The sequence below is a fragment of the Halobacillus sp. ACCC02827 genome, from assembly GCF_030291935.1.
Classification (GTDB): Bacteria; Bacillota; Bacilli; order Bacillales; family Halobacillaceae; genus Halobacillus.
The window spans coordinates 2,699,334-2,717,754 of the sequence record NZ_CP128168.1 but is presented as its reverse complement, the minus strand read 5'-3'; the positions used below and the strand labels follow the sequence as shown (position 1 = coordinate 2,717,754).

General features: G+C 46.0%; 20 protein-coding genes and 1 riboswitch. Of the genes, 19 read left to right on the top strand and 1 reads right to left on the bottom strand.

Annotation, left to right across the window (positions count from 1 at the left end):
• Positions 1–120: 120 nt before the first annotated feature.
• The 15 genes from galU (at position 121) to QRD89_RS14360 (ending at position 12,467) form a co-directional block, all read left to right on the top strand.
• On the top strand, positions 121–1,002 hold the full coding sequence (gene galU / locus QRD89_RS14430) for a UTP--glucose-1-phosphate uridylyltransferase GalU (RefSeq protein ID WP_026578206.1): 882 nt from the start codon (positions 121–123) through the stop codon (positions 1,000–1,002).
• 211 nt (positions 1,003–1,213) lie between these two features.
• Complete coding sequence (locus tag QRD89_RS14425) at positions 1,214–2,053, top strand: YitT family protein (RefSeq protein WP_008635586.1); 840 nt, start codon at positions 1,214–1,216, stop codon at positions 2,051–2,053.
• A gap of 55 nt (positions 2,054–2,108) precedes the next feature.
• Positions 2,109–2,474, top strand: a complete 366-nt coding sequence (gene cccB, locus QRD89_RS14420; RefSeq protein ID WP_286095548.1) for a cytochrome c551 — start codon at positions 2,109–2,111, stop codon at positions 2,472–2,474.
• Positions 2,475–2,631: 157 nt separating this feature from the next.
• On the top strand, positions 2,632–3,318 hold the full coding sequence (ftsE, locus tag QRD89_RS14415; protein WP_008635590.1) for a cell division ATP-binding protein FtsE: 687 nt from the start codon (positions 2,632–2,634) through the stop codon (positions 3,316–3,318).
• A 227-nt stretch (positions 3,319–3,545) separates the two neighbouring features.
• A complete protein-coding gene (locus QRD89_RS14410; RefSeq protein ID WP_286095547.1) occupies positions 3,546–5,042 on the top strand; it encodes a S41 family peptidase in 1,497 nt (498 codons plus the stop codon).
• A 99-nt stretch (positions 5,043–5,141) separates the two neighbouring features.
• A complete protein-coding gene (locus tag QRD89_RS14405) occupies positions 5,142–6,329 on the top strand; it encodes a PDZ domain-containing protein (RefSeq protein WP_008635594.1) in 1,188 nt (395 codons plus the stop codon).
• 100 nt (positions 6,330–6,429) lie between these two features.
• Positions 6,430–6,621 carry a DUF6366 family protein gene (locus QRD89_RS14400; protein WP_286095546.1) on the top strand — a complete coding sequence of 64 codons (192 nt, stop codon included), beginning with the start codon at positions 6,430–6,432 and terminating at the stop codon, positions 6,619–6,621.
• Positions 6,622–6,819: 198 nt separating this feature from the next.
• On the top strand, positions 6,820–7,185 hold the full coding sequence (locus QRD89_RS14395; protein ID WP_286095545.1) for a hypothetical protein: 366 nt from the start codon (positions 6,820–6,822) through the stop codon (positions 7,183–7,185).
• A 119-nt stretch (positions 7,186–7,304) separates the two neighbouring features.
• Complete coding sequence (locus QRD89_RS14390; RefSeq protein ID WP_286095544.1) at positions 7,305–7,961, top strand: HAD family hydrolase; 657 nt, start codon at positions 7,305–7,307, stop codon at positions 7,959–7,961.
• A 119-nt stretch (positions 7,962–8,080) separates the two neighbouring features.
• Positions 8,081–8,602 carry a sigma-70 family RNA polymerase sigma factor gene (locus QRD89_RS14385; protein WP_035388404.1) on the top strand — a complete coding sequence of 174 codons (522 nt, stop codon included), beginning with the start codon at positions 8,081–8,083 and terminating at the stop codon, positions 8,600–8,602.
• Positions 8,592–9,014, top strand: coding sequence for a PadR family transcriptional regulator (locus QRD89_RS14380; protein ID WP_286095543.1), 423 nt, complete (start codon positions 8,592–8,594; stop codon positions 9,012–9,014). Before QRD89_RS14385 ends, QRD89_RS14380 begins: the two co-directional genes overlap by 11 nt.
• Entirely contained in the window at positions 9,011–10,273 is a 1,263-nt protein-coding gene (locus QRD89_RS14375) for an FtsW/RodA/SpoVE family cell cycle protein (RefSeq protein WP_008635607.1), read from the top strand. The genes QRD89_RS14380 and QRD89_RS14375 overlap by 4 nt, the downstream gene beginning before the upstream one ends.
• A gap of 83 nt (positions 10,274–10,356) precedes the next feature.
• The gene (locus QRD89_RS14370; RefSeq protein WP_008635609.1) at positions 10,357–10,542 is read left to right on the top strand and encodes a hypothetical protein; all 186 of its coding nucleotides are present in this window, start codon (positions 10,357–10,359) and stop codon (positions 10,540–10,542) included.
• A 13-nt stretch (positions 10,543–10,555) separates the two neighbouring features.
• On the top strand, positions 10,556–10,999 hold the full coding sequence (locus tag QRD89_RS14365; protein ID WP_286095542.1) for a GNAT family N-acetyltransferase: 444 nt from the start codon (positions 10,556–10,558) through the stop codon (positions 10,997–10,999).
• 137 nt (positions 11,000–11,136) lie between these two features.
• Positions 11,137–12,467, top strand: a protein-coding gene (locus QRD89_RS14360; protein ID WP_286095523.1) for an IS3 family transposase whose coding sequence is annotated in 2 segments (ribosomal slippage) — positions 11,137–11,509 and positions 11,509–12,467 — 1,332 coding nt in all. Because the reading frame shifts where the segments join, the coding sequence is not laid out codon by codon here.
• Between the two features lie 61 nt (positions 12,468–12,528).
• Here the strand turns inward: QRD89_RS14360 and QRD89_RS14355 are convergent.
• Positions 12,529–13,908, bottom strand: a complete 1,380-nt coding sequence (locus tag QRD89_RS14355; protein ID WP_286095541.1) for a YfcC family protein — start codon at positions 13,906–13,908, stop codon at positions 12,529–12,531.
• Between the two features lie 276 nt (positions 13,909–14,184).
• Positions 14,185–14,284, top strand: a riboswitch (purine riboswitch).
• A gap of 60 nt (positions 14,285–14,344) precedes the next feature.
• Here QRD89_RS14355 and QRD89_RS14350 point away from each other — a divergent pair.
• From QRD89_RS14350 to QRD89_RS14335, 4 genes are all read left to right on the top strand, one after another.
• Positions 14,345–15,682: a 5'-deoxyadenosine deaminase gene (locus QRD89_RS14350; RefSeq protein WP_286095540.1), complete on the top strand. Its 1,338-nt coding sequence runs from the start codon at positions 14,345–14,347 to the stop codon at positions 15,680–15,682.
• A 180-nt stretch (positions 15,683–15,862) separates the two neighbouring features.
• Positions 15,863–16,930, top strand: coding sequence for an XdhC family protein (locus tag QRD89_RS14345; RefSeq protein WP_008635618.1), 1,068 nt, complete (start codon positions 15,863–15,865; stop codon positions 16,928–16,930).
• Positions 16,914–17,552: an NTP transferase domain-containing protein gene (locus tag QRD89_RS14340; protein WP_286095539.1), complete on the top strand. Its 639-nt coding sequence runs from the start codon at positions 16,914–16,916 to the stop codon at positions 17,550–17,552. The genes QRD89_RS14345 and QRD89_RS14340 overlap by 17 nt, the downstream gene beginning before the upstream one ends.
• Entirely contained in the window at positions 17,549–18,421 is an 873-nt protein-coding gene (locus QRD89_RS14335; RefSeq protein ID WP_286095538.1) for an FAD binding domain-containing protein, read from the top strand. The genes QRD89_RS14340 and QRD89_RS14335 overlap by 4 nt, the downstream gene beginning before the upstream one ends.

The window sequence follows — 18,421 nt, the reverse complement described above, 5'->3', positions numbered from 1 at the left end:
TAAAAGCTTTCCGCCCAAAAGGCGGGAAGCTTTTTTTGTTTGTCATTATAGATAATTTTCCTGAAGAACGAAATTCTGCTACTATGAAAGCAGATACATACGGAGGAGGCGTTAGGAAGGATGAAGGTGAAAAAAGCAATTATACCGGCTGCCGGGCTCGGGACAAGGTTTCTTCCGGCGACGAAAGCGATGCCGAAAGAAATGCTGCCAATCGTTGATAAGCCGACTATACAGTACATTGTAGAAGAAGCCATTGAGTCCGGGATAGAAGATATCATTATCGTAACAGGGAAAGGAAAACGTGCGATTGAAGATCATTTCGATCACGCGTTTGAGCTGGAGGAGAACCTTTTCAAAAAAGGGAAGATTGACCTGCTTCAGGAAGTGAAGCAATCCGCGAAGGTTGATATCCACTATATTCGCCAGAAAGAGCCGAAGGGGCTCGGTCATGCTGTCTGGTGCGCGCGTAAATTTATAGGTAATGAGCCTTTTGCGGTTCTGCTTGGTGATGATATTGTGCGTGCCGATAAGCCATGTTTAAAGCAGTTGATGGAACAGTATGAAGAAACAGGGGCTTCTGTGATTGGTGTTAAAGAAGTGCCGAGAGAAGAGACCTTCCGGTACGGTATTATCGACCCTGAGGAGCAGCAGGATCGTCGTTACGGGGTGAAGCGCTTCGTTGAAAAACCGAATGTGGAAGATGCCCCATCCAATCTTGCCATCATCGGCCGCTACATATTCACACCCGAGATCATGGATTTGTTGTCCACGCAGGAATCAGGCGCCGGCGGTGAGATTCAATTGACCGATGCCATTGAACGTTTGAATGCAGAGCAGCCGGTGTATGGGTATCGATTCACTGGCGACCGATATGACGTTGGTGATCAACTTGGCTTTATTAAAACAACTCTTTCTATTGCTATGGAGAGGGAACATATGAGAGATGATGTCCTGAAACTTCTTCATGAGGTGTTGGAAGAACAGGAGTCAATCCAACGGTGAAAAAAGCAGGGGGTGCCCTGCTTTTTTCATGGATAGAAACGGTGGAATGAATGAGACTATACATAGACGCTTTACTCTGGTAACACGTTATCCGGCATTCATTTACACGGTGGGTGCCTAGTGTTATACTCCAATCGGTTAAATAAACGGGACAAATGTTCAGGGAGAGTTGGACAACATGATGATGGCAAAAAAATACCGTAGAGAACCGATGCCGCCGCTTCTCCGGCATGGGTTCGATTATGTGTTGGTTATAGTAGGCGCATTCTTCGTTGCGCTGGCATTTAATTTATTCTTATTGCCAAATAATATCGCTTCCGGTGGTGTTGCTGGAATTAGTACCATTACGAAGTACGTCTTCGGATGGGAACCCGGTATTGTTCAATGGGCGCTGAATATCCCATTATTTATAATGGGACTGCTGATTCTCGGCAAAAATTTCGGCATCAAATCGTTTGTCGGCACGGTTACACTCCCGCTATTCGTGCTTCTGACAAGTGAACTTGCCCCTGCGACTCCCAATCCTCTTCTTGGGGCAATTTTCGGAGGTATGGGAGTAGGACTGGGTCTCGGCATCGTATTTCGCGGCAGAGCTTCTACAGGCGGGATTGACCTGGCAGCTCAAGTCGTACATAAGTATACACACCTCCCTCTCGGAATTTGCGTTGCAATGCTGGACGGAACGATTGTGATCACTTCGGCTTTCGTCTTTTCGCTTGAATCCGGTCTTTACGCCTTGATTGGATTGTTTGTAACAAGCCGTACGATTGATTTCGTTCAGGTTGGATTAAACACATCAAAAAATGTTCTCATTATAACGGATGAAGTGGATGGAGTAAGGGCAGCCATATTTAAGCGGATCGACCGCGGGGTAACGGTTTTAAGCGGATCGGGCGGATATACGGATAAAGAGAGACAGGTCGTTATGTGCGTCGTTCAGCAGAATGAATTCATTAAATTGACACAAACGGTTAAAACGGTGGACCCGCGGGCATTCGTTGTCGCCATGAATGCGACCGAAGTTCTCGGTGAGGGTTTCAAAACGACGTGACTCGGTTATAATACAGGTTAGTAGAATGTACGTTTCATGAAGGGGGACTTTTTGGATGGAGAAGTGGTGGTTGGTATTATGTTTAGGGCTTGTACTTGTCCTTGCTGCCTGTGGCGGTGGACAGGAAGACGGAACACAGGATGATACCGGATCAGATGAGCAGACAGAAGAAGATGCGGGTTCAGATAGTAATGGTGACGCTTCAGCAGCGGAAGCCGTTTATCAAGCTAATTGTACAAACTGTCACGGTGGGAATCTTGAAGGCGGCTTCGGGCCTTCGTTGACAACGATCGGTTCCAAGTATTCTGCAGACGAAATAAAGGAAATTATTTTAAATGGGCGTGGCAGCATGCCGCAGCAGGATGTATCAGAAGAAGATGCAGACCTGGTGGCCAACTGGTTGTCTACAATGGAAGAATAGAACGAAGGAGTCCGGGCTGTACCGGGCTCTTTTTTTTCGACATTGAAAAACAATTGTAATAATTTCATGTCTAAATTCATCGAATATTAATGTTATAATGGACTTGTTTGTCAATGATAACTGGATTAACAAATATAGAAATACAGGTGATTCTTATATGATAGAAATGCAAGGGGTATATAAAACCTATACCAACGGTGTGACAGCGCTGAACGGTGTCGATGTCAAGATTGATCAAGGTGAATTCGTCTATATCGTCGGTCCGAGTGGAGCAGGTAAGTCTACGTTTACGAAATTAATTTACAGAGAAGAAAAGCCGACAACAGGCAAAGTGACGATAAACAATATGGATACATCCACAATGAAGCAGCGCAAGATTCCTCAACTGCGCAGGCAGATTGGTGTTGTCTACCAGGACTTCAGACTGCTGCCGACGCTGAGCGTCTATGAGAATGTTGCTTTCGCTCTGGAAGTAATAGAAGAGAACCCGGCCAATATCCGCCGCCGTGTCATGGATGTACTTGATCAAGTACGCCTGAAAAACAAGGCACGTTTTCTTCCGGATGAATTGTCCGGCGGGGAACAGCAGCGGGTATCCATTGCCCGTGCAATCGTCAATCATCCGAAGGTCGTCATCGCAGATGAGCCGACAGGAAATCTCGATCCGGAAACGTCTTGGGAGATCATGCACATTCTGGAGGAGATTAATGCCGGTGGAACGACTGTGTTAATGGCGACACACAGCCAGGAAATCGTGAATACGATTCGTAAGCGGGTCATAGCGATTGAAGACGGCATGATCGTGCGTGATGAAAGCCGTGGAGAATACGGATATCAATACTGACAGATGAAGGCTGCCTCTTACTGAAAGAGGTGGTTTTTCTTTTTTTAGGCCTGCTATATCATCCAAATACCGGTAGATAGATGGCGGAGGATGACTTATAATGGAGAGGACATGCTCTTATGGAAAGATGCATATAGTAGTAGCACATAGAGGCATTGGTCTATGATCACCGAGCTCATCGGTAGCACGATCAGCATAGGGAAATCCATTATAGAAGGGTGAATGCGATGAATTGGAAACCGCGTTACATCGCGCTGTTGATGGCGCTTGCGGTCCTCGTGGGAGCAGCAGGCTCTTACATAGGGATAGAGTACTTCGGCAGTGGGGAACAACAATCGCAGTCCGCACAAGTCGCAGATAAAGGCGCGGAGAACTTTGGCAGCTTATCTGCAGATGAACAGAAAGAATTCTTGAAGGACATGGCTGGCTCGGAGGATTTGAAGAAAATTGAGCAGGCAATGGGTGTCATCAAGAAGAATTACGTAGAAGAGGTAGACGATAAGAAGCTCGTTGAAGGCGCCGTTCAGGGTATGCTTGATACGCTCGAAGATCCATACAGTGTTTACATGGATCAGGAAACGATGGAGCAGTTCAATGAGACGATCGAGTCTTCTTTTGAAGGAATCGGCGCAGAAGTCAGCATGGTCAATGATAAAGTGACCATTGTTGCTCCAATTAAAGGTTCCCCCGCGGAAGAAGCGGGTCTGAAGCCGAACGATCAGATTCTGAAGGTGGACGGTAAAAGTGTCGAAGGCCTTGATTTGTATGATGCGGTTCTTAAGATCCGTGGGGAAAAAGGAACAGAGGTAACGCTCGAGATCGACCGCCCCGGGGTGACGGACCCGCTCAGTATTAAGCTGGTACGTGACGATATTCCGTTGGAGACCGTCTACAGCGATATGAAGACGGTCGATGGTAAAAAGGCCGGAGTGATTGAGATTACTTCCTTCTCGGAACAGACGTCTGATGAATTTCATGAAGCCCTGCAGAAGCTGGAGGGGAATGGAATGGAAGGTCTTGTGATCGATGTCCGTGGAAATCCAGGGGGATTGTTCACGGATGTCAAAGATATTCTGAAAGAATTCCTCACGGATGATAAACCGATCGTACAGGTGGAAGATCGGAATGGAGAAATTTCGAAGGAATATTCCAGTAAGAGTAAGAAGAAGGACTATCCGATTACGGTATTGATGGATGAAGGCAGTGCTTCCGCCTCTGAGATATTAGCGGCATCGATGCAGGAAGCAGGAGGCTATGACCTTGTTGGAACGAAGAGTTTCGGTAAAGGTACGGTTCAGCAGGCGATTCCGATGGGGGATGGAAGCACCATCAAACTTACCCTCTTCAAATGGTTGACACCGGACGGTAACTGGATCCACGAAAAAGGGATCAAACCGACGGTGGAAGTAAAACAGCCGGCCTATTTTTATACCAATCCGGTGGAAATCAAAGAACCGTTGAAATACAATGACACGGATGAGAAAGTAGGAAACATCCAGAAGATGCTGAAGGGGCTCGGTCACGATCCCGGCCGTACGGACGGCTATTTCAGTAAAGGAACGGAAGCCGCTGTCAAAGATTTTCAGAAGGAAGCGGACCTTTCCGTAACCGGTGAAGTCGACGAAGAGACCGGTGGAAAACTGGAAGAGGCAATTATTGAGGAAGTACGTAACGAGGACAATGATAAACAGATGCAGAAAGCCTTGGACGTCTTGTTCCAATAAGGAGGATTCTGTTGAAGTTTGCCGAACTATATCCGTAGTCGATGACTGCGGATTTTTTCGTACATAAGACATCAAGAAGATTCAGAAAGGAGAATCACGTTGGACGTTTGGATTTGGGAGCTTTTGCGGGGGATCGGGCGAGCATTCGCCCAGCCCTTTTTGTACATAGCATTTTTTGGAATGGCTTGGTTTGCTGTGAAGCGTATAAAGAAGGAGCGTGCCACCTTCGGCATTCGTATTTTTGATCGATATTCCGATTGGCGCGGGACGGTCGTACTATCGATCGCTGCAGGGCTGCTGTTATCCATTCTTGCTGTCGGAGGAGGAATAGTTATCAGCTTTTCTTTTCTTCTGCTTGTATCGGTCGTTCTTCTTCTGGTTAGTTTGACGGGAAAATCAAATTGGTACTCGCCGGCTTATACGCTTGGAATCAGTTATTTGCTGCTTTTGTTCCTTCCGCTCCTGCCGGAAAGATATCGTTCCAATGGCTGGGTGGAATCTCTGGAACAAACTCCGCTGACAGGGGTAGTCCTTGTGTTGGCGGTGTTATTGTTTGTCGAAGCGTTTCTTTTTTTGAAGACAACACCTTCTCACACTTATCCGGAGCGGGTGATGGGAAGCCGAGGCATGTGGATCGGACAGCACCGTTCGCGGAATATCGCTGTTGTGCCTTTCTTTGCCCTTCTACCTTCGGGAAGTATCGAATCGCTCGCCTCCTGGTGGCCGCTGTTTCCGATTGGACAGGACGGCTTTGGCCTCATTCTTATTCCGTTCGTCATGGGATCGGAATGGACGGCACGGGGACAGGCGCCGGAAGTGGCAGCAAAGGCATTAGGAAGACATACGTTCCTTCTTGCGTTTCTGGTCCTTTGCCTGGCGGGTGCCAGCTTCTACATCCACGCCCTCTCCCTTGCGGCAGTAATAGTAAGTCTTTTAGGGCGGGAAATGATTCATATCCTGCACCGCGTGAGGGAAGACAGACCGGCTTTCTTCTCCTCCAATCCAAAGGGCGTTCGGATTCTGGGTATTCTTCCTGGAAGCCCGGCCAGTCAGATGGGGCTTGTTCCCGGTGAAGTGATTGAGCGTGTGAACAGTATCCCTGTCCGTACAGAGAATCAGTTCTATGAAGCCCTGCAGAATACCGGAGCTTTTACGAAGCTGGAGGTCCGTGACGCGGAGGGGGAAAACCGCTACGTACAGCGTGCTATGTATGAAGGGGAACACTTTGAATTAGGAATTGTTTTTGTAGAGCCGCCAACTCACGAATCGTCGGTAGGTTTCTTTTAGAACAAAAGGTCACTGTCACACCGGTTTCCGCTGTGGTGGTGATCTTTTTTCTTGTGATAAAAAGATTCGTTTGAAATAATTGTAAAAAGGAGGAGTGGGGATGAGTGAAGCAAAGGAAACACCGGAAGAAAGAAGAGAACGTTTGCGTGCGATGGACATCAAGCGTAACTCATCGAGTGCATCCGGAGGCGGGGCACTGCCGGATTTGGTCGGAGCACTCGGGTCAAAGTGGACGGCGCTGCTTCTCGTGCTGCTGATCATCGGGTATATCATCTACCAGGTTTTTAATTGAATAGGGAGCGCAGTATAAGCTGCTTGGAAAAAGCCTTCCCACTGTGTTTAGCAGAAGATGTACGGGTAGTTCTATCTTTATGGAGAAAAAAAACCGTTCCATGTTTCCGGAACCTTTTGTGTACGGTTTCATGAAACAGAACTCGTGATCCCTGAACGAATGTACGATAAGCCAATCTCCTCTCGGCTGGTTAATAAAATGACGGATCAGCAGCAGATGATTGCGGCCTGCCTTTTTTCAAGGCATCATGATGGGTTTGTAAGACAGAATCAGCTGGAGAAAATCCTGAGCTTTAAAAACGTGTATCCTTGGGTACTGCCATATGTAATTCGTCTGTCCGGGGAGTATGTGAAGGAAATCCTCCATGTCATATATGACAACAGGCGGAGGCTCGATACAGAGGAATTAAACAGGTTCCTTTTGGATAACCCTGTCTTCCATCAGCTTATCGAGAGCCGAGTGATCAGCTATTGGAATGCTTATTACAGGGAGGAGTACCCGGATCGTTCCAGCTATATCGGTACTAAAATCATACAATTCTATCAGAAGGTGTTCTATGATTGAGAATGGTGATTCTTTTTAATGGAAACCGATAGAGGTTGGCCGCCGAATCTGCCTTTCTTTTTAGGGAGATTGTAACCGGTGGAGTACTATCATTACTTTTTTTATGGAGGTTCTGGTTCATGATTAAAGCCGTTCTTTGTGATTTAGATGGAACGATGCTTGATAGGGATTCTTCCCTTAAACGGTTTGTCACGGCACAGTATGACCGTTTGACGGAGCAATTGTCTCACGTACCAAAACAGGACTATGTGGATCGTTTCATCGAACTGGATAACCATGGATACGTTTGGAAGGATATTGTATATCAGCAGCTCATCGAGGAGTTTTCTATCTCCTCTTTGACATGGGAGTGGCTGCTGGCCGACTACATTAACCATTTTCCGTGCTACTGCATTCCTTTTCCCGGCATGATGGAAACGGTCAGGAAGTGGAAAGCGGAGAAGCTTCTTATCGGGATCATTACTAATGGCAAAAGCGGTTTTCAAAGGGCCAACATCACCGCGCTCGGGTTGGATCCGTATATGGATGTTATTCTTGTATCGGAAGCGGAAGGGATGAAGAAACCTGAACCTGGTATTTTTCAACGAGCTGTGGATGCCTTGTGTGTATCTCCAGAAACTTGTGTATTCCTCGGCGATCACCCCGTGAACGATATAGAAGGAGCAAGGAATGCCGGTATGCAGACAGCGTGGAAAGACGACGGTCGTAGTAAGGGAGTACCGGCGGATTACATATGGAAGGACTGGAAAGAACTGCGCCCCATCTTTCATCGTTAGAAGAAGTTCCTTTTCAACGGGAATTTCTTTTTTTATGTGAAAAAGAAAACTATAAGTCAGGTAGTGTCGTTAAATAGGCAGGAGGCGAGAATGTGGAACAATCAATCGAGAAATACACGATGTTAGAAGACAAGGAACGGGCAATTGCGGAAATTATGCATACGTATGGAGATGATGTGCTTCGGCTTGTTTATACATATGTGAGAAACCAGGCAATAGCGGAGGACCTCACCCAGGAGATTTTCATTAAGTGCTATACAAATCTGCATAAATATAACGGTACCTCAAAACTGAAAACGTGGTTGTGGCGAATTGCAATCAATCAATGCAAAGATTATTTAAAGAGCTGGTACAACAGAAAAGTCATCGCTGTAGGAGAAGAGACGCTTAGGCAGAAGGAGGAGCCTTTGGGCACGGAGGAAAAGGTTGTTCGGGGCTTTATGGATGTAGAACTAATAACGGCTGTCATGCAGCTCCCTCCGAAGTATCGGGAAGTCATTTATCTCTATTATTACGAAGAGATGACTGCCAAGGAAATTGGAAACGTGACAAAGAAGAGTGAAAATACGATCAAGACCCGTCTTAAACGGGCGAAGGAACTGCTTGAAAATCAATTGGGAGGAGATTTGTATGATGGATGAACGATTGAAGAGATTAAAACATTCTCTAGATGAAACAGCATTAGGCAGGCTTAGGTTTAGTGAAGAAAAAATGGAGACCGTTATCAACCATATACGGAAACAGGAGGGAGAAAGGGATATTGATGTGTTACTTGTTGTCTTCCAACTGCTTGTGTATAAGAAAAACGGGCATCATTTGACGCAGCAGCTTAGAGTGAGAGGGATTACAAGGTTTGACGGCGAGGAAGGCAGACTCTATCTTCTGTTGCACAAACTGGAGAACCAGTCCTATCTCTCTTCATCCTGGGAATCGGACGTTAAATATTATCGACTGACATCTAAAGGTCAAAGACTCCTGAAGAATTACGAAACTACCCCTGGAACGAAAAAGACTCTGTTTCAACCCTTGCTTGAGGCGGTGATTCACGTATGACCAGAGTCGAAAGTGATTTCTTACACCAAGTAAAGGGACATATTAAAAACAAAGAAGCGAGGGAACTGGTAGGAGAAGAGTTGGCTCGCCATTTAGAGACTGAAAGGGAGCGTCTCGTTAAGGAAGGTATCCCACATGATCATGCAGAACAACAGGCGGTGGAACAAATGGGGAACCCGGTTTCCCTTGGTATGGATTTAAATAAGCTTCATCGTCCGAAGACAGATTGGTGGATGGTATTGCTTCTCGGTATCGCCATCACTCTTAGTTTTCTTCCGGTTTTTGTTTACGGAATAGACCAAGGATACTCGACTTGGAACAAAGTGTTGTACACAACGCTAGGCATAGCGATTATGACAGCTTTGTTCTTTCTGGACTATCGTTTGTTGAGGAAGTGGGGTGGGTTAGTGTATGGATTCGGGGTGGCAGGGCTGTTTTCTTTACTGGTCCTTCCGGTATCTTTTGTCAACGGAGCTCCAGTTTTGCAGGCTGGTCCCCTCTCTTTCAAAGCATTCATGTTCCTCCCGTTGCTGCTGGTTGGATTCGCTGCCTTTTTCGTAAAGAAAAGTTCAAATAGATGGATAGGTCTTGCCATGATTGCTCTTCCTTTGTTTCTCTATGTGATGATGCCCGACATCGCATCGCTGTTCCTATTACTGACTGCCTTTATTGCAATGGCATGGAATGCAAACTGGCACAGGAGGATGATTGCGGGGGTATTAATCGGTGGATCAGCAGTTATAGTTGGTGGTGGTGTATGGGTATGGAAACACATGGAAGTATATCAAAAAGAACGATTGCTCGCCTTCCTTCATCCGGAGCAATTTACAGAAGGAAGTGGAGCTGTCTATATGGGAGTCAGATATATGCTCTTGAACGGCGGCTGGTTCGGACACAGGAGTGAGCCGGATGTTTTGACTTCTCCATATGAAGATTTCATGTATGCCAGTCTCGTCTATCACTTTGGCTGGATTACTGCGTTCATAGTCCTGTTCGTTCTCGTCCTTCTTATCATACGTCTTGTCCTCGTTCATCTAAGGGTAAGGGATCCGTTCGGGAAAATGTTGGTGACGGGTGGAGGAGTGTTCTTCACTGTTCAAACCTTCTATCATATATTGATGATCGTGGGTCTTCTTCCTATTACGAGAATCTCTTTGCCGTTTTTCAGCTACGGCTTCTATCCGACGGTTATGAGTGCTTTAGTGTTCGGACTCGTCCTCAGCGTATACCGGAAAAAAGATATAATATACGTCCACTAATTCCTTATTAAACTGAAAATTCGGTCATTTAAAAGGGAGACTGTGGTAAACTAGTGGAAAGGGAAAAAATGGAGGTGGACGTAATGAATGTTCTGGCGGGTATTGGACTGGGATTGCTTACGATCATCTGGCTGTCGATGGAGATCGCTTCCGTTAGTGATGAGGGTGGAGGCTTCCGCTCTTATTTTCGGGCTTTACGAGGGTCGCTGCTCTTCGTCATTCCGCTGTTTTCGCTGGCGGGTTTCATTTATTACGGCTTTTTCAATTAATGGAGGGATAGGTTTGAACTACAGCACGGCTTCTTTGAAAGGAGAAGACCTCGTATCCTGTGTGGAGCTGTTTCGGGCTATTTTTCAGTCAGCCCCCTGGCTTGAATCATGGTCCGTGACGGCTGCAGAGGAACGATTGCGCGATTTAATGAATACACCTAAAAGTTTCGGTCTGGCTTTGTATGCGGAAGGGAAAATGATCGGTTTTACTATTGGAAACAGCAGGCGGACGTCGGGAGGGTGGACCTTCTATATAGCGGAATTCTGTATCGACAATCGTTTGCAGGGCCGGGGTGCCGGTTCTTTTTTAATGCGGTCTTTAGAAGAATTCCTAGAGGAGGAAGGTGTTTCTTCTATTAATCTACTGACAAGCCGTGCAGGTGACGCTGCCGATTTTTACATAAAGAACGGCTTTGTGGAAAAAGAAAATCGGATTGTAATGGTGAAACAAACATAAAAAGAACAGCACCGAATTCTGAACTATAACCCGAATAATGGACACTTATAAAAAAGTGCCCCGTTATTCGGGTTATTTCTGTTTCAAGGAAGGAAACCCGTTTATAATCAAAATAAATATATGAACGGAGTGTGACTATGAGTAAACATCTTTATTCAAATACGGAAATGAAACAATTAGAGGACAATCCGAATGTCGTAAAGGTATCGGAACGTTCTATCACATACCATCCTTTATTTAAGAAAGCTGCAATTCAGGAATATCAGAATGGAAACTTTCCATCTCAAATATTTGAAGAGCACGGATTTGATTTAGTAGTGATTGGGAAGGATCAACCCAGAAGATGCTTAAAGCGCTGGCGTAACACATTTGAAAAGTACGGAGAACTTGGTCTGGAGGGAGACCGTCGTGGAAAAGGAAGTAAAGGTCGACCTTCTTCAAAGAAGATGTCTGCGGAAGAAAAACTTGAGAAAGCGGAAGCTCGTATTAAGTACTTAGAGGCTGAAAATGATTTTTTAAAAAAGCTAGACAAACTCGAAAGGCAGGCGTTGAAGAAGAAACGAAAATAACTCCATCAGAAGTCTATCAGCTTATTTATGAAACAATCCATAATTACTCCTTAAGGAGTATGGTCTCTTATTTATGTGAATTCACAGGAGTAAGTCGAAGTGGATATTATGCGTGGATAAATAGTGATTCCAAAAGACAAGTGAAAAATCAGAAAGACGAAAAGGATATACAAATTATTCAAGTTATCTTCTCACAAAACCATGAGAAAGTAGGAGCTCTGCAAATTAAGTTGATTCTCGAAAATGATTATGGGGTCATCATGAATCATAAAAAAATTCGAAGATTAATGAAGAAATTTGATCTTTCGGCAAAGATCAGACAGGCTAAACCATACAAACAAATGTTGAAAGCCACTCAAGAGCATCGTACGTGCCCAAACCATCTTAACCGAGAGTTCACACAACTAGAACCCGGAAAAGTCTTTTTGACTGATATCACTTACACGTATTTTGGGAAAGGTCAAAAAGCATATCTTTCTTGCGTGAAAGATAGTACAACAAAGGAAATTGTAGCTCACCATATATCTACTTCCCTAGGGATGGATATTGTTTACCGAACGTTAGAGAAACTTCAAGACACCGTAAGATCTTTCCATCCAGAAGCAATGATTCATTCGGATCAAGGGTTTCATTACACTCACCCCAAATTCCAATCTAGAGTGAGAGAAGCTGGCCTTCGTCAGTCCATGTCCCGAAAAGGTAACTGTTGGGATAATGCACCTATGGAATCATTTTTTGGTCATTTAAAGGATATGGTGGATCACCAATCATGTGAAAGCCTAAGCCAACTTAAAGAAGAAATTAGCCAGTATATAGCAAAATATAATAATAAAAGATATCAGTGGAATTTAAATAAGATGACCCCGGTGCAATACCGAGATCATCTCCTAGCCGCCTAAGGTTCTTTTTATAAACTGTCCGAATTATAGGTTACAGTTCAATTCGGTGCTGTTCTTTTTTTTATACTCCTGTCCACTGAAGCCATTGTGCCAGGATGAGAAAGAGGATGCTGACGCCCACCCACATCCCGAACAGTGGCAGGTAGAACTTGACCCACTTCTGCCACTTCACGCCGGCTAGTACGAGAGTTGCCATGAAATATCCGGACGTCGGGTAAAGAATATTTCCGAGCCCGTCCCCTAATTGATAAGCGAGTACGGCTGTTTGTTTTGTGACGCCGATGATTTCGGCAAGAGGAGCCATGATCGGAATGGTCACGAGCGCTTGACCACTTCCTGACGGCACGAGGAAGTTGAACAGTAATTGCACACCGAACATGCCGATGGCGCTGAAAATGGAAGGGAAATGCCCGACCCATTCTCCGAGATAAAAAACAATCGTATCCATAATTTGCGCTTCTTCCATGATGACGGCTACGGCTCTTGCGACACCTACGATGAATGCGCCGAGCAGGACGTTTTTAAAGCCTTCATTAAAGCCATCGCATATATCACTGGTCGACAATCCTGCCACGAGACCGACCACGATACCCATCATAATGAACAGCCCGGCCATTTCCATCATGAACCAACCATGTTTCAGGACACCATAAACAAGAATTCCGAAGAAAAGGAGCGCTGTAACGGCTGCTGCTTTCTGTCTTTTTGTTGCCTTGTAGCGTTTTGTTTGATCGGCGGAAGAATAGAGCTGTCGTTTTTCTTTGTCTTCTTCATAGACAAAACTGGCAGATGGAGTAGTGCGTATATTCTTCGCGTATTTCATGACATAAAGGATACCAATAGTAATGATGATAAGGAATATTCCTAGGCGCAGACCGAGGCCGCTGTATAAAGGGACACCGGCAAGCTGCTGGCCGAGCCCCGTGTTAATCGGGTTTAAGAATCCCGCAGTGAAACCTGCTGTTGTCGCACAGAGGGCTATGGATACAGCGGTCATGGAGTCGTAACCCAGTGCGATGATGAGAGGAAGGATGACAGGCACATAGACGAGGCTCAGTTCCTGTGTTCCTATTAAACTGCAGACGACTGCAAAGGTGATCATCAGAACCGGGACGACCGCCAGGCTTCTGCCGGCAAATGTCCTCGTCAATCCATCTACTGCGTTTTCGATAATGCCCGTTTTTCTAAGAACCATGAATAAGCCGCCAATAATGAAGGTGAAGAATACCACGGAACCGGCGCTGACCAATCCTTGGGGGAAAGCCAGCATAAAGTCCATTAAACTGGTGGGGTTGGATTCGGCTGCTTGATAAGAGGTGGGATCAATCGTAGTTCTGCCCTCCGGTCCCTCAATCCTGTCGTAGGTTCCTGCGGGAATGAAGTAGGTAGCAATGGCTGCCAGAGCGCTGAATGTAAACAAGATGACGTAGATATGGGGCATTTGAAATTTCCTTGGAGCCCCTTCAGGCAGATTTTTCTGTGCTGGACGGGGTGTTTGAGATGCCAAATTAGGTAAACTGATAAGATCTCCTCCTGTTTCATTACAAGTTATGTAAGATTTGTTGACATTATATCTAACGAATGGATGATGGTCATTAGTTAAACTGACTATAATATTTCTGAATTTTTGGATTTCATCAACAAAGGAGGGCGAAGGAACCATTGAATTTGTTTGTTACATAATGTGACATAACTGTTGAGTGATTGGAAAAACCAGGGTACGATTGCTGAAAGTGTTCGTATAAACCTGATAATTGGTTCGGGTGTTTCTACAGGGAACCGTAAATTCCCGGCTACGCAACGCAGAGGGGGATCTCTGTGGATCAGTTGGGGTGGAGTATCTCCTTGCTCTCTTATTAAATGAAGGGGTGGGTTTGTTGGAGATAACGTTAATTAAAAATGCGGAAATCGTAACGATGAATGCGGACGAAGAGGTTTTGTGCGGCGATATATTAATAGAAGGGGATGTTATTGCGGGAATTGGAAAAGATCTACAAGAATCCCGTGCTCATCGAATGGTGGACGCCGGTGGCAGAACGGTCATCCCCGGTTTTGTGCAAACGCACATCCATTTATGTCAAACGATCTTTCGGGGGCGCGGCGATGATTTGGAGTTGATGGATTGGTTAAAGAACAGGATATGGCCGCTGGAAGCAGCTCATGATGAGGAATCTGTCTATTATTCCGCCATGCTTGGGATTGGTGAATTGATTCAAAGCGGAACGACGACTGTAGTGGATATGGAAACTGTCCATCATACAGATTCGGCATTCCGGGCCTTGTCGGAGAGTGGTATTCGAGCGCTCTCAGGGAAAGTGATGATGGATAAGGGGGATGAGGTGCCGCGTGAGCTTCAGGAAGCGACGGAGAGATCCGTCATGGATAGTCTCGACTTGTTGGATAAATGGCATAACTACGACGGGGGAAGAATCCGTTATGCTTTTTCGCCTAGATTTGCTGTCTCTTGCACGGAGGAGTTGTTAAGGGAAGTTGCGCGCCTTTCAAAAGAACGTCAAATATTCGTCCACACCCATGCGTCTGAAAATCGAGGGGAAATTGCCATCGTTGAAGCGGAGACCGGTATGAGAAATGTCGTTTATCTGGATCATCTGGGCCTTGCCAACGAGCGTTTAATACTTGCTCATTGTGTATGGTTGGATGAAGTGGAAAAACGAATCATTAAGGAAAAAGGGGTCCATGTCAGCCATTGTCCAGGGTCGAACTTGAAGCTTGCATCAGGCATTGCTGATACGAAAGGTATGTTGGATCGCGGCATTTCGCTCAGTTTAGGTGCGGACGGAGCACCGTGTAACAATAATCTGGATATGTTTCAGGAGATGAGACTTGCTGCTTTACTGCCGAAACCTTTTCATGGTCCGACAGCTATGGATGCCAGAACCGTATTTCGAATGGCAACGATCGGTGGCGCGAAAGCTGTTGGTATGGAAAAAGAGATCGGCAGTCTCGAAGTGGGAAAGAAAGCAGATTTGTCGATATTGAATTTGGAAGATTTTCATACCTATCCAATGCATGGAGTGGACCCGATTTCCAGAATTGTCTATTCCGCTACCCGGGCGGATGTGGAATCGACTATGGTTGGGGGCAGGTTTTTGATGGAAAATCGAAAAATGAATACGATGGATAAAGCGGTCGTTTTAAAAGAAGCTGACGTATCGATTAAAAGACTCATAAAGCGTACGCCTGTGTTAACGTAATTGTTTAATGTGCTGAAGAGTCGGAGCTTTATTGGTCATCTTGAACAATGACCTGAGTAGTCGTTTGGTCTAAACTGATGGTAATAACACCAAATGTTACAAATAATTACATCTCTGTAATTTTAATTATCGGAATATTATAACAATGAACAAAAGACTAAATTAGGAGGGAAGGCCGGAATGGACGACATCCATGGAATTTTTAGAGATTTAAAGGGGATTCCGTCCCTGGGCAGTGTGATGGCGTCGATTGTTTATGTGGAAGGCTCCGCCTATAAAAAAGAAGGGGCGAGGATGATCATTGACAGAGACGGCTGCCAATACGGCATGCTTAGTGCAGGCTGTCTCGAGCAGGATCTTGCTGCCAGGATGGAGCAGGGGAAAATACCAAAAGATCCTGAAGTGATTATCTATGATATGCGGGGATTTGACATGCTTTCCTGGGGGGAAGGATCGGGGTGCAATGGTGTCATTCATGTTCTTGTCGAATGGGTTACACCCAAAGTTCAGAAGGAGCTTGCTGCTTTAAGGGATGCTCTTGAACGCGGGGAGCAGATAACCATGATCCGGACGCTCCCGGAAAAAGGATCACCGTCGTTTGTGATGTATAAAGGAAGCGAAGGAAATAGATTCGGTGATCACTGGCTTTCTCATTCAGCAGAACAGAAGCTTCTTCATGAGGTAACCTATCGTTCGAATGAAAGAAGTCAGCGGATTCAGGGGACGTCCGTGAAAGAAGATATATTCATCCATACCTTCCAGCCTAAGCAGCGGTTGGTCATACTCGGTGCAGGTAGAGATGCACGTCCGGTGCTGGAACTGGCTGAAAAAGTCGGGTACTATACGATTCTCGCAGACTGGCGTCCGGGTTTGATTGTAGAAGATTCATGCTGTCCCGCAGATGAAAGAATAGCAGCCTCCCCGGCCGATATAATCAAGCATATCCATTGGCAGCCAAATGACTGTGTAATGATTATGACTCACAGTTTTCAAAAAGACCGGGAGTTCCTTCAGGAATTAATAGGGAAGCAATTGAAGTATCTGGGGATCCTGGGTTCAAAACAACGGACGAAACGTCTGTTGGGAAACAAGGAGATTCCACCCTTCATCACCACTCCTATCGGCTTATCAATCAAAGCGGAGGGGCCCGAAGAAATAGCAGTAAGCATCATGGCGGAGCTCATTCCTTTATCCAAAATCGTACATGGTGTTTCGAAGGAGGCTGTCGCCCGTGAAACGCTGGAATAAAGTAGGGATCCTCCTTGCGGCTGGACAGAGCAGGAGAATGGGGGAAAACAAGCTTGCACTACCCTTTGAAGGAAGCACGATTGGAAGCAGAGCTTTGAGCAGAGCCTTAGATTCGGCGCTGGATCATGTGTTTGTTGTCGTAAGGAAGGGGGATACGCTCCATTGGATCGATCCTCTCCTGAAAGACCCGTCTTTCTCTGAGAAGTGGAGTGCTGTCCGATGCACCGAATCTGCTGACGGACAGTCGAAATCCTTGGCCCAAGGTGTTCGGGCAGCTCAAGCTTATGGCGCATCCTTTGTCATTACGCTTCTTGCTGACCAGCCATTCCTGTCTGCGAGTATCATCAATAAACTGATCACCTGCTACAGTGCTGAGAAGGAGCATGGTATTTATTATGTCGCTTCCGTTCATGAGGGAATTGTGCAGCCGCCTGTATTAATGGGCGCTCCCATTTTCGAACACTTACTTTCTTTGGAAGGAGATGCTGGGGCAGGTCGATTACTGAAGCAATTTGCAGAAAGAGGCAGGCGTGTACCATTTCGGAACGGATGGAGCTTCTTCGACGTTGACACAAGAGCGGAGTATGCGTGGATTAGAAGTATGGAGGTGGAAGCGAAATGACGACAGCTGACACACCTGCCGTTTCCTCTCCGGTTACATTAACAGAAGCATGGCGGTTGAAAACCATGCACGGATCTGATGCTGTTTATACAGCCGGAGGGACGATTCTCCAGTTACAGCGGGAGAAAGGTGAAGATATCCCCTTTCATATCGTAAGTTTGTCAGCAATTCCAAACCTTGATAAAGTCGACTATTTGGTAAGGAATGGAGAGCGGGAATTGTCTATTGGAGCGATGACGAAGCTCCAGGAATGTGCCTCTCACCCATTGATTCAGGCGAAGTGGCCAGTTCTTTCGGAAGCAGCTTCAAGAATCGCTTCCCCGGCTGTCCGTAATCAGGCAGTCATCGGTGGCAATGTCGGCTATGGAATCGGCGACCTTGTTCCTGCGCTGCTGGTTTTGGGAGCGAAAGTTGTTTGGTTCCATGGTGGTAAAGAAATGGTTGAACCTCTTCGTTCATTTATTCGGTCACCGAAACCGAAAAATATGATTCTTGTATCCTTTCGACTACCTGATGAAGAGAGAATATGCTTTTACCGGAAAGTAGGGAGGAGAGAGGGGTTTATTCCATCTGTCGTTACTGTAGCGGGAGGCGTTGAAATCGATTCCGATCAGAACGTGAAGAAAGTACGTATTGCGGTCGGTGGAGGAGGATACCAGCCGAGACGTCTGGAGAGGACGGAGCTGTTTCTCAGGGATCATGCGATTCGCCGAGACCGGTGGGAGGATGTTGCAAAGATAATAGAAGAGGATTACCACCCGGCTCCTACACCTTTCGCATCCGAGGAATATTGCCGGCAGGTCGTAGTGAACATTGTTGCCTTTGAGATGGAGAGACTTAGGAATGAACTTTGGACTGGAGGAATCTAG

Coding starts and splice junctions, on each gene's coding strand:
- galU (WP_026578206.1), top strand. CDS start 121: ATGAAGGTGAAAAAAGCAATTATACCGGCTGCCGGGCTCGGGACAAGG.
- QRD89_RS14425 (WP_008635586.1), top strand. CDS start 1,214: ATGCCGCCGCTTCTCCGGCATGGGTTCGATTATGTGTTGGTTATAGTA.
- cccB (WP_286095548.1), top strand. CDS start 2,109: ATGGAGAAGTGGTGGTTGGTATTATGTTTAGGGCTTGTACTTGTCCTT.
- ftsE (WP_008635590.1), top strand. CDS start 2,632: ATGATAGAAATGCAAGGGGTATATAAAACCTATACCAACGGTGTGACA.
- QRD89_RS14410 (WP_286095547.1), top strand. CDS start 3,546: ATGAATTGGAAACCGCGTTACATCGCGCTGTTGATGGCGCTTGCGGTC.
- QRD89_RS14400 (WP_286095546.1), top strand. CDS start 6,430: ATGAGTGAAGCAAAGGAAACACCGGAAGAAAGAAGAGAACGTTTGCGT.
- QRD89_RS14395 (WP_286095545.1), top strand. CDS start 6,820: ATGACGGATCAGCAGCAGATGATTGCGGCCTGCCTTTTTTCAAGGCAT.
- QRD89_RS14390 (WP_286095544.1), top strand. CDS start 7,305: ATGATTAAAGCCGTTCTTTGTGATTTAGATGGAACGATGCTTGATAGG.
- QRD89_RS14385 (WP_035388404.1), top strand. CDS start 8,081: ATGTTAGAAGACAAGGAACGGGCAATTGCGGAAATTATGCATACGTAT.
- QRD89_RS14380 (WP_286095543.1), top strand. CDS start 8,592: ATGATGGATGAACGATTGAAGAGATTAAAACATTCTCTAGATGAAACA.
- QRD89_RS14375 (WP_008635607.1), top strand. CDS start 9,011: ATGACCAGAGTCGAAAGTGATTTCTTACACCAAGTAAAGGGACATATT.
- QRD89_RS14370 (WP_008635609.1), top strand. CDS start 10,357: ATGAATGTTCTGGCGGGTATTGGACTGGGATTGCTTACGATCATCTGG.
- QRD89_RS14355 (WP_286095541.1), bottom strand. CDS start 13,908: ATGCCCCATATCTACGTCATCTTGTTTACATTCAGCGCTCTGGCAGCC.
- QRD89_RS14345 (WP_008635618.1), top strand. CDS start 15,863: ATGGACGACATCCATGGAATTTTTAGAGATTTAAAGGGGATTCCGTCC.
- QRD89_RS14335 (WP_286095538.1), top strand. CDS start 17,549: ATGACGACAGCTGACACACCTGCCGTTTCCTCTCCGGTTACATTAACA.